Source organism: Streptomyces sp. NPDC006208 (assembly GCF_040613775.1).
In the GTDB taxonomy this organism is placed as follows: Bacteria; Actinomycetota; Actinomycetes; order Streptomycetales; family Streptomycetaceae; genus Streptomyces.
Genome location: NZ_JBEXSW010000012.1, coordinates 49,171 through 63,305 on the forward strand (window position 1 = coordinate 49,171; position 14,135 = coordinate 63,305).

Sequence of the window (14,135 nt, forward strand, 5' to 3'; positions counted from 1 at the left end):
CCGGTGGACGGGTCCGCCGGCCGACCGCAGCGGTGGGTGTCCGACCCCCCTCGTACGATGGTGGGCGTGAGCACCTCGCAGACCTCGCCGATCGCCTTCCTCAAGGGCCACGGGACCGAGAACGACTTCGTGATCGTCCCCGACCCCGACAACGCCCATGAGCTGCCCGCCGCGGCCGTCGCCAGGCTGTGCGACCGCCGGGGCGGAATCGGCGGCGACGGGCTGCTGCACGTCGTGCGGTCCGCCGCCCACCCCGAGGCGAAGCACATGGCCGACGAGGCCGAATGGTTCATGGACTACCGCAACTCCGACGGCTCCGTCGCCGAGATGTGCGGCAACGGCGTACGCGTCTTCGCCCGCTACCTCCAGCGCGCGGGCCATGTCGACGCCGGCGACCTGGCCGTCGCCACCCGCGGCGGCGTCAAGAAGGTCCACCTCGCCAAGGCGGCGCCGGACGGATCCGCAGCCGGTGACATCACCGTCGCCATGGGCCGCGCGCTGCTGCCCGCCGACGGGGTCACCGTCACCATCGGGGCCCGCAGTTGGCCCGCGACGAACGTGAACATGGGCAATCCGCACGCGGTCGCCTTCGTCGAGGACCTGGGCCACGCCGGAGACCTGTACTCCGTACCGCCGTTCAGCCCGGCATCCGTCTACCCCGACGGGGTGAACATCGAATTCGTCGTCGGCCGCGGCGAGCGTCATGTCGCCATGCGCGTGCACGAGCGTGGCTCCGGCGAGACCCGCTCCTGCGGCACCGGAGCGTGTGCTGTCGCCGTCGCGGCCGCCCGCCGGGACGGAGTGGACCCCACGGTGACGGGCGTGCCCGTCACCTACACCGTCGATCTGCCCGGCGGCCGTCTGCTGATCACGGAACAGCCCGACGGCGAGATCGAGATGACCGGCCCCGCCGTGATCGTCGCTGAGGGATACATCGATCCGGCCCTGCTCGAAACCGTGCACGCATAGAGCTTCGCTCGAATGGGTGATCCGGTTCACGCTGAGCGAGAGCGGGACTGCGCCACGTGGTGGGCTCGGTAGCATCAAGCACCGGCCCGGAGGGCACGCCTGCCTTTCCCACCGCCGGTCGAAGCAGCCGGAGGTGCCCCATGAGTGCAGAGGCCGCCAACCCTGGTGCCCACAGTCGCAGGCGCGGCCGCCCCAGGATCGACCTCCGCAGGCTGGGCCGCGCCGCGCTGCTCGGCACCACCGGCCGCGACCGGCTCCCCGACGCCATCAGCCATGTCGCCGACGTCCACCGGGCGCACCACCCGGACGCCGACCTGACCATCCTGCACAAGGCGTATGTCCTCGCGGAATCCTCCCATCGCGGACAGTTCCGCAAGAGCGGCGAGCCGTACATCACCCATCCGCTCGCCGTCACCCTGATCCTCGCGGAACTGGGTGCGGAGACCACGACATTGACCGCGTCCCTGCTGCACGACACCGTCGAGGACACCGAAGTGACGCTCGACCAGGTGCGCGAGGAGTTCGGCTCGGAGGTGTGCTACCTCGTCGACGGGGTCACCAAACTCGAAAAGGTCGACTACGGAGCAGCCGCCGAACCAGAGACATTCAGAAAGATGCTCGTCGCCACCGGCAATGACGTCCGCGTGATGTCCATCAAACTCGCCGACCGGCTGCACAACATGCGCACCCTCGGCGTGATGCGTCCCGAGAAACAGGCCCGGATCGCCAAGGTCACCCGCGACGTGCTCATCCCGCTCGCCGAACGGCTCGGTGTGCAGGCGCTCAAGACCGAGCTGGAAGACCTCGTCTTCGCGATCCTGCACCCCGAGGAGTACGAACGCACCCGGGCGCTGATCGCGGAGAACTCCACGGCCTGCGACGCGCTCGCCGCCGTCGCCGACGACTTCCGGGGTGTGCTGCGCGAGGCGGGCATCAGCTCCGAAGTCCTCATCAGACCAAGACACTTCGTCTCCGTGCACCGTGCCTGTCTCAAACGGAACGAACTGCGCAGCACCGACTTCGGCCGGCTGCTGGTCCTCGTCGGCGAGGACGCCGACTGCTACGGGGTGCTCGGCGAACTGCACACCTGCTTCACCCCGGTGATCTCCGAGTTCAAGGACTTCATCGCCGCCCCCAAGTTCAACCTCTACCAGTCGCTGCACACGGCGGTCGCGGGCCCCGAAGGCGCGATCGTCGAAGTCCTCATCCGTACCCACCAGATGCACAAGGTCGCCGAGGCGGGAGTGATCGCGCTCGGCAACCCCTACGTACCCGTCGAAGGCGCCGAACCGCTCGACGGCGAGCGCGCCGACCCCACCCGGCCCGGCTGGCTCTCCCGCCTTCTGGAATGGCAGCAGTCCGCCCCCGACCCTGACACCTTCTGGACCTCACTGCGTGCGGATCTCGCGCAGGACCGTGAGATCACCGTCTTCCGCGCCGACGGCCGGGCGCTCGGCCTGCCCGCCGGTGCGAGCTGTGTCGACGCCGCCTACGCGCAGTACGGAGGAGAGGCGCACGCCTGCATCGGCGCTCGCGTCAACGGCCGGCTCGCAACCTTGAGCACCATCCTGCGAGACGGTGACACGGTGCATCTGCTGCTCGCCCAGGACTCAGCGTCCGGACCGTCGCCCGACTGGCTGGACCACGCCCGCACACCCGCGGCGCGCATCGCGATCAAGGGCTGGCTGGACACCCACCCGGAAGGCGCGAGCACCCCTTCGGCCACCCCCCGCCGCCCCGCCCCGGTCACCGCCGACCGCCCGACGGTCGCGAACGCCGTGGTAGACCTGCCCGAAGCGACCGTACGGCTCGCCGGGTGCTGCACGCCCGTGCCGCCCGACGCTGTCATCGGCTTTGCCGTGAGGGGCGGCGCCGTGACCGTCCACCGTGACCGTTGTCCCGGGGTGACCCGGATGAAGGAGACCGGCCGCGAGCCCGTGCCGGTGCGCTGGGGCGACACCGCCGAGTGCCGGGTCACACTGATCGCCGAGTCCTTCGGACGCCCGCGGCTGCTCGCGGATCTCACGGAAGCGATCGCAACCCAGGGCGCGGCGATCGTCTCGGCCACGGTCGAACCTCCCAGCCAGCAGCGCGTACGGCACACGTACACCCTCCAACTCCCTGATTCCGCCGGGCTTCCCGCTCTGATGCGCGCCATGCGGGACGTTCCAGGGGTGTACGACGTGAGCCGTGCCCAGCATCCGGCGGCCACCGGCTGACATCGTTCGGGTGGTGCACACGCGTCTGTCGCGTGCCGTCACCGGCCACGCCGGGCGCGCTGGTAGCCGTAATGCATGCCGCACACTTCCCGGCGCCGTCTGCGTGCCGTACTGCTCGCCGCCACGTCCGCCGCTCTCGTCGCCGCGTCCGTGCCCTCGCCCGAACCCCTCGGCATCGGCGACCGGCTCTTCCCCCAGCTCGGCAACCCCGGTTACGACGTCCTCGAATACGACATCGCTTTCACGTACAAGGGCAGCAACTCCAAGCCGCTGGATGCAGTCACCAGGATCGGCGCCCTGGCCACGCAGCGGCTGGAGCGCGTGAATCTCGACTTCCACCACGGCACGGTGCGCACGGTCGAGGTCAACGGCCGGACCGCCGAGTTCGCCACGGCGGGGGAGGACCTTGTCATCGAGCCGTCCTCCGCCGTCCAGCGGGGCACGATGATGCAGATCACCGTCACGCACACCAGTGACCCCCGCGGCCCCATGGACGCGGGCGGCTGGGTCCGGACCGGCGACGGGCTGGTGATGGCGAACCAGGCGGACGCCGCACATCGCGTCTTCCCCTCCAACGACCACCCGGCAGACAAGGCGTACTTCACCTTCCGGATCACCGCCCCCGCCGCGTACACGGTGGTGGCCAACGGCCGTCGGCTGGCTCACGCCGTGAACGGCAGGACCGCCACCTGGGCCTATCGGACCGAGCACCCCATGGCCACCGAACTGGCCCAGGTGGCCATCGGCCGCTCGGCCGTGATCGAACGGAAGGGGCCGCACGGGCTGCCCGTCCGCGACGTCGTCCCCACCGGCGACCGCACCAGGCTCGAACCCTGGCTGAAGAAGACACCCGCCCATGTGACCTGGATGGAACAGAAGGTCGGCGGCTATCCCTTCGAGACGTACGGGCTGCTGGTCGCCGACGCCGAGACCGGATTCGAGCTGGAGACGCAGACTCTCTCGCTCTTCGAGCGCGCGCTGTTCACCAACACCGCGCTCCCGGTGTGGTACGTCGACTCGGTCATGGTGCACGAACTCGCCCACCAATGGTTCGGCAACAGCGTCTCGCCCCGGACCTGGGCCGACCTGTGGCTGAACGAGGGACACGCCACCTGGTACGAGGCGCTGTACGCCGACGAGAAGGCGAACCAGTCGCTGGTCAAGCGCATGCGGCTGGCCTACCAGCACTCCGACGGATGGCGTGCCGCCGGCGGACCGCCTGCCGCGCCCGAGACGCCGGCGCCCGGGAAGAAGCTCAGCATCTTCAGGCCGGTGGTGTACAACGGCAGCGCACTGGTCCTGTACGCGCTGCGCCAGACGATCGGAACGGACGCCTTCGCCCGCCTGGAGCGTGAGTGGGTGCGCCGATACCGCGACGGCGTTGCCTCCACGCAGGACTTCACCCAGCTCGCATCGCAGATCGCGGGGCGTGACCTCACGCAGTTCTTCCAGGGCTGGCTGTACGCAAGGAGGACGCCGCCGATGCCGGGGCATCCGGACTGGCGCAGCGAGCCGCCGGTGCGCAACACCGCGCCGGACGCTCCGCACACCGCCGCAGGGCATGGCGCCCCCTGAAACCTGCGTGACGCCGCAGCGTGACCGTGCGACCATCGACAGGTCGGCGATGCGGTCGGCACCTGATTCCCGTGCGGGAATCATCCGGGGCCGTCACACGTTGTCACTGTTGTACCGGGTGAGATTTCCCGGTCCGCGGCACATGCCGGCGGCCAGCTGTTCCATCGACGTAAGGATCCAATGACCTCCTCTTCATCTTCTTCCCAGGACGAGCAGAGCTTTGCGCAGACGCGTACCGAGAGCCTTCGGGCCGATGCCCTGATGGAAGAGGACGTCGCCTGGAGCCACGAGATCGACACGGAGCGGGACGGCGATCAGTTCGACCGCTCGGAGCGCGCCGCGCTGCGGCGTGTGGCGGGCCTCTCCACCGAGCTCGAGGACGTCACCGAGGTCGAGTACCGACAGCTGCGCCTGGAGCGTGTGGTGCTGGTCGGCGTCTGGACCTCGGGGACCGTGCAGGACGCGGAGAACTCCCTGGCGGAGCTCGCCGCGCTGGCAGAGACCGCGGGCGCGCTCGTGCTCGACGGCGTCATCCAGCGCCGTGACAAGCCGGACCCGGCCACCTACATCGGATCGGGCAAGGCGTTCGAGCTGCGGGACATCGTGCTCGAAACCGGAGCCGACACCGTCGTGTGCGACGGTGAGCTGAGCCCCGGCCAGCTGATCCACCTCGAGGACGTCGTCAAGGTCAAGGTGGTCGACCGCACCGCCCTGATCCTCGACATCTTCGCCCAGCACGCCAAGTCCCGAGAGGGCAAGGCGCAGGTGTCGCTCGCACAGATGCAGTACATGCTGCCGCGGCTGCGAGGCTGGGGTCAGTCGCTCTCCCGGCAGATGGGTGGCGGTGGCTCCGGCTCCTCGGGCGGCGGTATGGCCACCCGTGGTCCCGGTGAGACCAAGATCGAGACGGACCGTCGTCGGATCCGCGAGAAGATGGCGAAGATGCGCCGGGAAATCGCGGAGATGAAGACCGGCCGCGAGATCAAGCGACAGGAGCGCCGGCGCAACAAGGTGCCCTCGGTCGCCATCGCCGGTTACACCAACGCGGGCAAGTCGTCCCTGCTCAACCGCCTCACGGGCGCCGGAGTCCTGGTGGAGAACGCGCTGTTCGCCACCCTGGACCCGACCGTCCGCCGGGCCGAGACGCCGAGCGGCCGGATCTACACCCTGGCCGACACCGTCGGTTTCGTACGGCATCTGCCGCACCACCTGGTCGAGGCGTTCCGTTCCACGATGGAGGAGGTCGGTGACTCCGACCTGATCCTGCACGTGGTGGACGGATCGCATCCCGCACCGGAGGAGCAGCTGGCTGCCGTGCGCGAGGTGATCCGTGATGTCGGCGCGGTGGACGTGCCCGAGATCGTGGTGATCAACAAGGCTGACGCGGCCGACCCGCTGGTGCTGCAGCGCCTGATGCGCCTGGAGCGGCATGCGATCGCCGTGTCCGCGCGGACCGGTAGGGGCATCGACCAGCTGCTGCAGCTGATCGACGCGGAACTGCCGCGGCCGCAGGTCGAGATCGAGGTCCTCCTGCCCTACACCCAGGGCGGTCTGGTCTCGCGTGTGCATGCCGACGGCGAGGTGATCTCCGAGGAGCACACCACGGAGGGCACGCTGCTCAAGGCACGGGTACATGAGGAGTTGGCCGCAGCGCTGGCGCCCTATGTCCCGGTGACGCACTGACGCCTACCTGTTGCAACGGACGGCGCCCGCTCCTCGCTCACGAGGGGCGGGCGCCGTCCGTTGTGCGGCCTGGCGGCCTCGATGCCTTCGGGTCCTACTGGCCCGCGAACTTCTTGCTGACCGCGCTGTAGACGCCCTCGGCCTCCTTGCCCAGGCGCGGACCGGCCAGCCAGCCGGCCGTCACCGGGCCGATCGAGGTGTTCGACACCAGGGCGGGCTTGCCGTCCTGGCCCTGCGCGACCCAGCCACCGCCGGAGGATCCACCGGTCATCGTGCAGCCGATGCGGTACATCGTCGGCTCCTCGGCCTTGAGGGAGAGCCGGCCCGGCTTGTCGCCGCACTGGAACATCTTCTGGCCGTCGAACGGCGGGGCCGCCGGGTAGCCGGTCGCCGTCATGGTGGCGATCTTCGGGACGGCGGGAGCGTTGAACTCGACCGGGAGCGCCGAACCGACCGCTTCCTCGAGCGACTTGCCCGTGCCGCCCTTCTCCGGGGTGACATGGATGACGGCGAAGTCGTACGGCGCACCCTGGCCGCCGGTGGCGGCGCCCTGGGAGATCCACTGCTCGGAGGTCTGGGCCCAGTCGCCCCACCACACACCGTACGGAGCGATCTCTTCCTTGGGAGTCTGCTCGAGGTCGGCCGTCGCCTTGGCGCCGTTGTTGTACGAGGGTACGAACGCGATGTTGCGGTACCAGCCGCCCTCCTTGCCCGCGTGCACGCAGTGGCCCGCGGTCCACACCAAGTTGGACTTGCCGGGGTTGGCCGGGTCCTTGACGACCGTCGCGGAGCACACCATCGAACCCTGCGGACCGTCGAAGAACACCTTGCCGGCCTCGGCCGCATTCGCGTGGTAGGGGGCCTTCACCGCCTGCGCGTTGACCGGAGCGGGCGTCGGGTCGGTGACACCCTCGTCGCCCGATATGTCATTGTCGACGGGCTTCTCGGGAGGCGTGTCGGCATCGCGCATCCGGTCCGGGTCCCAGAGGTCCTCGATGATCGGGTTGACGAAGTCCTTGGCCTCACGCAGCCACTTGTCCCTGTCCCAGTTCTTCCACTCGCCGTTCTTCCACTTGTCCAGGTCGATCCCGTGCTCCTTGAGCCGGTCCTTGAGATCTTCCGGAATGGTGAGGTTCGGGTCGGCGGGCTGGCTGGCCGTCACGCTCGGCTTGTCACCCGCGTTGTCCTCGCTCGGCCCGCAGGCGGTGGCAGTCAGCGCGAGCACAGCGGCGATGGAGGCCGCGGCAAGCGTCGGGCGAATGGGTCGCATGTCTTGATCCCCCTGGGACTTCATACTGCTGGTGATCTGTCAAAACCGTCGCAACTCCGGGCAATTACCGCGTATGCAGCGTTGTCTCGCCCGCCCCGGTGTCATGCTTCGAGCCGAGGTGCAGCCCCCCACTATGCCGGTGCCGACTGGGACGGTGCGCAGCAGGTCCGCGGTTCCGCTCCGACAAGGATCTCCCGGATGACCGTGATCCGCGGCTGTCGGCGTCGTTGGTACGTACGGGGGACTCAAGGGCAGCGTTCACCACAGGTGGGCGGCGTGCGAGTGCCTTAGGGGATGCATGCAACTGTGACACCGGGAGGACCAACAGCCGTGGCCGTGACCGAATCTGCACCCGCGGCGCTGTCCGCCGCGCACGAGGGCATTCTGCGCCGGCAGTCGCTCCGTGAATCCGCGGCCCGAACCTACGCGCGATCACTGCCCATCGTGCCGGTACGGGCCCGGGGCCTGACCATCGAGGGCGCCGACGGCAGGCGCTATCTCGACTGTCTGTCAGGAGCGGGCACGCTGGCGCTCGGCCACAACCACCCCGTCGTCCTCGAAGCGATCAAGAAGGTCCTCGACTCGGGCGCCCCGCTGCATGTCCTCGACCTCGCCACACCGGTCAAGGACGCCTTCACCACCGAGCTGTTCGCCACGCTGCCGAAGCAGTTCGCCGAGGGAGCCCGCATCCAGTTCTGCGGACCTGCGGGCACCGACGCCGTCGAGGCCGCACTCAAACTCGTCCGCACCGCGACCGGCCGCACGGGTCTGCTCGCTTTCACCGGCGCGTACCACGGCATGACGGCCGGCGCGCTCGACGCGTCCGGTGGCGCCACCGACGTACGCGTGACCCGGCTGCCCTTCCCGCAGAACTACCGCTGCCCCTTCGGTGTGGGCGGCGGCCGCGGGGCCGAACTCGGCGCCCGCTGGACCGAGAACCTCCTCGACGACCCCAAGGGCGGAGTGCCGAAACCGGCCGGCATGATCCTGGAACCCGTGCAGGGCGAGGGCGGAGTCCTTCCCGCCCCCGACGACTGGCTGCGCCGGATGCGCGAGATCACCGCCGAGCGGTCCATCCCCCTGATCGCCGATGAGGTGCAGACAGGAGTGGGGCGCACGGGCACCTTCTGGGCCGTCGAACACAGCGGGATCGTGCCTGACGTGATGGTCCTCTCCAAGGCCATCGGAGGCTCCCTTCCACTTGCAGTGATCGTCTACAGGTCCGAACTCGACGCATGGCAGCCCGGAGCCCACGCCGGCACCTTCCGCGGTAACCAACTCGCCATGGCGGCAGGCGCGGCCACCCTCGCCTTCGTACGCGAGAACCACCTCGCCGACCGCGCCGCAACACTCGGCGCCCGGATGCTCGGCCGCCTCCAGGGCCTGGCCGCTGCCCACCCCTGCATGGGAGACGTACGCGGCCGGGGCCTGATGATCGGCGTGGAAATCGTCGATCCGCAAGCCTCGGACGCGCTGGTCCCGCCCCCGGCGCCCGACCTTGCCGCCGCGGTTCAGCAGGAATGCCTGAACCGGGGCCTCATCGTCGAACTCGGCGGCCGCCAGGCCGGTGTCGTGCGTCTCCTCCCGCCGCTCACCATCACCGACGAACAGGCCATGGCCGTCCTCGAGCGCTTCGCCGACGCCATGGCTGCCGCGGAGCGCTCCGCACAAGGCCGCGCCGACTGCCGGCAGCCGCACTGACCCCGGACAACGTCACAAGGAAGCCCTCCGTGAACTCCAGCCCCACCCCCGATGCGCCCGAGGCCGACTCCCGTGCCACCGCAGCCCACAGCGGGCCGGGCGGAGCACGCCGCCCCGTCACGGTCGAAGCCGCGACCGTGCCCCGCCAGCAGAGCAGGGGCATCCGCGAACAACTCACACCCGCCACGGACCGGCCGGTCGCGGTCACCGCACCCGAGCCCCTCGACCACCCCGACCCGAGCCGCGCGGCGGCCGCGGCGGCCGTGGAGAACCTCCTTCGCTGCTGGGTGCGGGAGAACAACCTGGCCGAACCAGATGGCGACACCCTGCACATCCCGCTCGACGCCAGCGGAGCCGGCCTCATCGTCCCGGTCCGCTACTGGTCACCCGCCGGCTGGCACCGCTTCGGCCCGCCCAGCATGCAGGGGAGCCTGCCGGACGCCCCCGTCGTCGACGCGGTGACCCTGGCCGCCCTGCTCGGCCGCGAAGCCGGTCAGAGCGACGGAGCCGACCTGGTCGCCCGGGTCGCCGACTCCGTACGGCGCACCGCGGGTTTCATCGCCGACCGCCGCGAGCGGCCCGCCGCTCCGCCCGAGGCGGACCTCTTCCTCACCGCCGAGCAGTCGCTGATCCTCGGCCACCCACTGCATCCGACGCCCAAGAGCCGCGAGGGTCTGTCCGAGACCGAAATCCAGCTCTACTCACCCGAGGTGTACGGCTCCTTCCCGCTGCACTGGGTGGCTGTCGACCGCTCCGTCCTCGCCACCGGCTCGGCCTGGACGGAACAAGGAAGGACCGTGCCGGCCGAGCGGCTCACCGCCCGGTTGGCCGGGAATCTCGAACTCCCCGACAACGCCGTCCCCTTGCCCATGCACCCCTGGCAGGCCCGCGACGCGATGAACCGCCCCGCCGTCGCCGCGCTCCTTGACTCCGGTCTGCTGCGTGATCTGGGGCCTCACGGTGACCCCTGGCACCCCACCTCCTCGGTCCGCACCGTGCACCGCCCTGGCGCACCGGTCATGCTCAAGCTCTCTCTCGGCGTACGCATCACCAACTCCCGTCGTGAGAACCTCCGCAAGGAACTCCATCGCGGGCTCGAGGTCCACCGTCTGCTCCGCAGCGGGCTGGCCGAGCAGTGGCAGGCCGCCCACCCCGGTTTCGACATCGTGCGCGATCCCGCCTGGCTCGCCGTCGACGCCCCGGACGGTGAGCCGCTCCCCGGACTCGACGTCGTCCTGCGCCACAACCCCTTCGGACCGGGCGATGACGCGGTCTGCATCGCGGGACTGACCGCCCCCCGTCCCTGGCCGGGCCGCCCCGCCATGCACTCCCGCCTGGCCGATGTGGTCGAGCGGCTCTCGACCCGTACCGGCCGGCCCACCGGCGCGGTCGCCGCCGAGTGGTTCCTGCGCTATCTGGACCACGTGGTGCGCCCCGTGCTGTGGCTGGATGCCACAGCGGGCATCGCCTTGGAAGCCCACCAGCAGAACACCCTGGTGATCCTCGACCCTGAGGGATGGCCCGTCGGCGGCCGGTACCGCGACAACCAGGGCTACTACTTCCGCGAGTCCCACCGCGCCCGACTCGAGCGCCGTCTCCCCGGCATCGGCACCGTCAGCGACACCTTCGTCTCCGACGAGGTCACCGACGAGCGGTTCGCCTACTACCTCGGCATCAACAACGTGCTGGGCCTGATCGGGGCCTTCGGCGCACAGCGCCTCGCTGACGAGCGCGTACTGATCGCAGCCTTCAGGCGGTTCCTCGCCGGCGCGGCCGATCTCGGCTCGCCCCTGCCCGCGCAGCTTCTCGACGCGTCCACGCTGCGGTCCAAGGCCAACCTCCTGACCCGGCTCCGCGGTCTCGACGAACTCGTCGGACCCGTCGACACCCAGTCCGTGTACGTCACCATCACCAACCCCCTTCGTTCCTGAGGACGTGCTCGAGGATCTCCCCAGGAGCCCCTCGACACCTGATCACTGACCGAACCGCGAGAGGAGAACGCCACCGTGCCTCCCACCGATGCGAGCACCGACACCGGAGCCGGTCCCGCACCCCAGCCCGGAGGAGGCGTGGAGGACACCCTCGATCTACGGCTGCCCGAGGAGCTCCTCGCGCTGTTCCGGAAGGACGAGATGCCTGTGGAGCCTCACCGGCCGGCCGGTGAGGAGGACTCCTCAGGCGATCTGCTCGACAACCTCGCCGACTGGGCTCCCGTAACCACGTCGGTCGGCCTCTTCCAGCTCGTGCCCGTACGCATCGACCGCGATCTCGCACTCCTCACTCGCTGGATGAACGACCCGGCCGTGGCCGCCTTCTGGGAGCTGGCGGGACCGGAATCCGTCACCGCCGCCCATCTGCACGCCCAGCTCGAGGGGGACGGCCGCAGCATTCCCTGCCTAGGGCTGCTGGACGGCACCCCCATCAGCTACTTCGAGATCTACCGCGCCGACCTTGACCCGCTCGCCCGTCACTACCCCGCCCGGCCGCATGACACAGGCATCCATCTACTGATCGGTGGCGTCGCCGACCGCGGACGCGGGATCGGCTCCGCAGTCCTCAAAGCCGCAGCCGACCTCGTACTTGAGAATCGGTCCAGATGCGCACGTGTGATCGCAGAACCTGACCTGCGCAACACCCCCTCCGTATCGGCTTTTCTGAGCGCCGGCTTCCGCTTCTTCGCCGAAGTCGACCTTCCCGACAAGCGAGCGGCCCTCATGGTCCGTGACCGCGCCCTGCGGAACCTTTTGTGAGCCGCCCGCTGCCTTACTTACACCGCTCGATCCGCATCGGTTCCACTCGAGGAGTCCCCGTGCCGAAGTCACCTGCCAACAACGACTCCAGCGACTCCGCGCACCCGGCCACCGTCCCCTTCACCCCGGCCGGACTGACCCGTGAAGCCTGGGACCGGGCGGCTGCCCGGCTACTGGCGAAGATGCTCGGTGAGTTTGCCTACGAAGAGATCATCGAGCCGGTTCCGGTCCCGGCCACCCTCCCGGCCCGCCACGACGCCGGTGAACCGGGGGACCGCGGGGACCTCTACACCCTCCCGATCGACAACAACGGCGGCGGCCTGACCTTCCGCGCCCGGCGCGGCGCGTACGGCAGCTGGCGCGTCGATCCCGCCTCCGTCATGCGCGACGGCCGGCCCTTCCGAGACCCGCTCGCCTTCCTCGCCCGGGCCCGGGATCTGCTCGCCCTCGACGGGGCCACGCTCGGCCACCTCCTTCGCGAGCTGTCCGTCACCCTCACCGCCGACACCGCACTCGACGGCACGGCGCTGAACTGCGCCGAACTCGCCGACCTCGGCTACGCCGAACTCGAAGGACACCAGACCGGGCACCCCTGGCTCGTCCTCAACAAAGGCCGCATCGGCTTCTCCGCGACCGACACCGCCGACTGGTCACCCGAGGCCCGCCGCCCCGCCCGTCTGCCGTGGGTCGGGGTCAGCTCGGCCATCGCCGCCTACCGAGGCGTTTCCGGCCTCGCCGAGCCCGGCGAGCTGTACACCCGAGAGCTGGACGCATCCGTGCGAGAGTCGTTCGCCGCCGCGCTCCGCGCGAAAGGGCTGGACCCGGCCGGCTATCTCTTCCTGCCCGTACACCCCTGGCAATGGGACGAAGTGCTGCTCCCCCTCTTTGCCCCCGCCATCGCCCGCGGGGACATCGTGCCGCTGCCGACCGACGGCGATCGCCGACTGCCTCAGCAGTCCATTCGTACCTTCGTGAACCTGGACCGTCCCGAGCGGCACACCGTGAAGCTGCCGCTGTCCATCCTCAACACCCTCGTCTGGCGCGGCCTGCCCACCGAGCGCACCCTCGCCGCCCCGGCCGTCACCCGCTGGGTGCACGGGCTGCGTGACGCGGACCCCTTTCTGCGGGACGAATGCGGCGTGATCCTGCTCGGCGAGGTCGCCTCGGTGACCGTCGAGCACCCGCTCTACGACCATCTCGCCGAGGTGCCGTACCAGTACAAGGAACTGCTCGGCGCGATCTGGCGCGAGCCGCTCCAGCCGCGCCTCGCGCCCGGAGAGCGGGCACGTACCCTCGCCTCCCTCCTCCACACCGATCCACACGGCCGCGCCTTCACGGCGGAACTGGTCGCCCGCTCAGGGCTCACTCCCACCGTGTGGCTGCAGCGGTTGTTCTCCGCGCTCCTGCCCCCGCTGCTGCACTTCCTGTACCGCTACGGAACGGTCTTCTCACCGCACGGGGAGAATGCCATCGTCGTGTTCGACGGCGACGACATCCCGGTGCGGCTGGCGATCAAGGACTTCGTCGACGACGTGAATGTCAGCGCGCAGCCGCTGCCCGAGCACGACTCGATGCCGGACGACGTTCGCCGCACTCTCCTGACGGAGGAGCCGGCCTTCCTCACCCAGTTCATCCACTCGGGACTCTTCGTCGGAGTGTTCCGGTATCTCGCGCCCCTGTGCGAGGAGCAACTGGGGGTACCGGAAGAGCAGTTCTTCTCGCTGGTACGGGCGGAGATCCTGCGGCACCAGGCACGGTTCCCGGAGCTCAAGGAGCGCTACGAGCTGTTCGACCTGCTCACCGCGCGTATCGAGCGGCTCTGTCTGAACCGCAACAGACTTCACCTCGACGGCTACCGGGACCGTCCTGAGCGACCTCACGCGGCCGTGCACGGAACCGTCGCCAACCCCCTCTGCCCCACGTGACGGGCCGCTGTCGGACCGCGCTGTCAGTGGCGCCCCGTAGGCT

The 14,135-nt window shown here is 69.8% G+C and carries 9 protein-coding genes; 8 read left to right on the forward strand and 1 reads right to left on the reverse strand.

The genetic code is table 11. The annotated features are described in order from the left end of the window. The first annotated feature begins 57 nt into the window (after window positions 1-57). From dapF to hflX, 4 genes are all read left to right on the forward strand, one after another. Window positions 58-969: a diaminopimelate epimerase gene (gene dapF / locus ABZ208_RS12030; RefSeq protein ID WP_356909367.1), complete on the forward strand. Its 912-nt coding sequence runs from the start codon at window positions 58-60 to the stop codon at window positions 967-969. A gap of 140 nt (window positions 970-1,109) precedes the next feature. Then, the gene (locus tag ABZ208_RS12035) at window positions 1,110-3,188 is read left to right on the forward strand and encodes an HD domain-containing protein (RefSeq protein ID WP_356909368.1); all 2,079 of its coding nucleotides are present in this window, start codon (window positions 1,110-1,112) and stop codon (window positions 3,186-3,188) included. Between the two features lie 75 nt (window positions 3,189-3,263). Then, complete coding sequence (locus ABZ208_RS12040) at window positions 3,264-4,763, forward strand: M1 family metallopeptidase (protein ID WP_356909369.1); 1,500 nt, start codon at window positions 3,264-3,266, stop codon at window positions 4,761-4,763. A 180-nt stretch (window positions 4,764-4,943) separates the two neighbouring features. Further along, entirely contained in the window at window positions 4,944-6,446 is a 1,503-nt protein-coding gene (gene hflX / locus ABZ208_RS12045) for a GTPase HflX (protein WP_356909370.1), read from the forward strand. Window positions 6,447-6,540: 94 nt separating this feature from the next. Here the strand turns inward: hflX and ABZ208_RS12050 are convergent, their stop codons facing one another. Further along, a complete protein-coding gene (locus tag ABZ208_RS12050; protein ID WP_356909371.1) occupies window positions 6,541-7,716 on the reverse strand; it encodes a hypothetical protein in 1,176 nt (391 codons plus the stop codon). Window positions 7,717-8,046: 330 nt separating this feature from the next. On the opposite strand from ABZ208_RS12050, the gene ABZ208_RS12055 reads away from it, so the two are divergent. The 4 genes from ABZ208_RS12055 to ABZ208_RS12070 all read left to right on the forward strand — a co-directional run bounded on the left by ABZ208_RS12055 (window position 8,047) and on the right by ABZ208_RS12070 (window position 14,092). Beyond that, window positions 8,047-9,417 carry a diaminobutyrate--2-oxoglutarate transaminase family protein gene (locus tag ABZ208_RS12055; protein ID WP_356909372.1) on the forward strand — a complete coding sequence of 457 codons (1,371 nt, stop codon included), beginning with the start codon at window positions 8,047-8,049 and terminating at the stop codon, window positions 9,415-9,417. A gap of 29 nt (window positions 9,418-9,446) precedes the next feature. Continuing rightward, the gene (locus ABZ208_RS12060) at window positions 9,447-11,348 is read left to right on the forward strand and encodes an IucA/IucC family protein (protein ID WP_356909373.1); all 1,902 of its coding nucleotides are present in this window, start codon (window positions 9,447-9,449) and stop codon (window positions 11,346-11,348) included. Between the two features lie 75 nt (window positions 11,349-11,423). Further along, window positions 11,424-12,167 (forward strand): GNAT family N-acetyltransferase, encoded by a 744-nt coding sequence (locus ABZ208_RS12065; protein ID WP_356909374.1) that lies wholly within the window; start codon window positions 11,424-11,426, stop codon window positions 12,165-12,167. 59 nt (window positions 12,168-12,226) lie between these two features. Further along, entirely contained in the window at window positions 12,227-14,092 is a 1,866-nt protein-coding gene (locus ABZ208_RS12070) for an IucA/IucC family siderophore biosynthesis protein (RefSeq protein ID WP_356909375.1), read from the forward strand. Window positions 14,093-14,135: the final 43 nt, after the last annotated feature.

Bases quoted from the DNA above. Each gene is read 5' to 3' on its own strand.
- ABZ208_RS12040 (WP_356909369.1), top strand. From the start codon at position 3,264: ATGCCGCACACTTCCCGGCGCCGTCTGCGTGCCGTACTGCTCGCCGCC.
- ABZ208_RS12050 (WP_356909371.1), bottom strand. From the start codon at position 7,716: ATGCGACCCATTCGCCCGACGCTTGCCGCGGCCTCCATCGCCGCTGTG.
- ABZ208_RS12035 (WP_356909368.1), top strand. From the start codon at position 1,110: ATGAGTGCAGAGGCCGCCAACCCTGGTGCCCACAGTCGCAGGCGCGGC.
- dapF (WP_356909367.1), top strand. From the start codon at position 58: ATGGTGGGCGTGAGCACCTCGCAGACCTCGCCGATCGCCTTCCTCAAG.
- hflX (WP_356909370.1), top strand. From the start codon at position 4,944: ATGACCTCCTCTTCATCTTCTTCCCAGGACGAGCAGAGCTTTGCGCAG.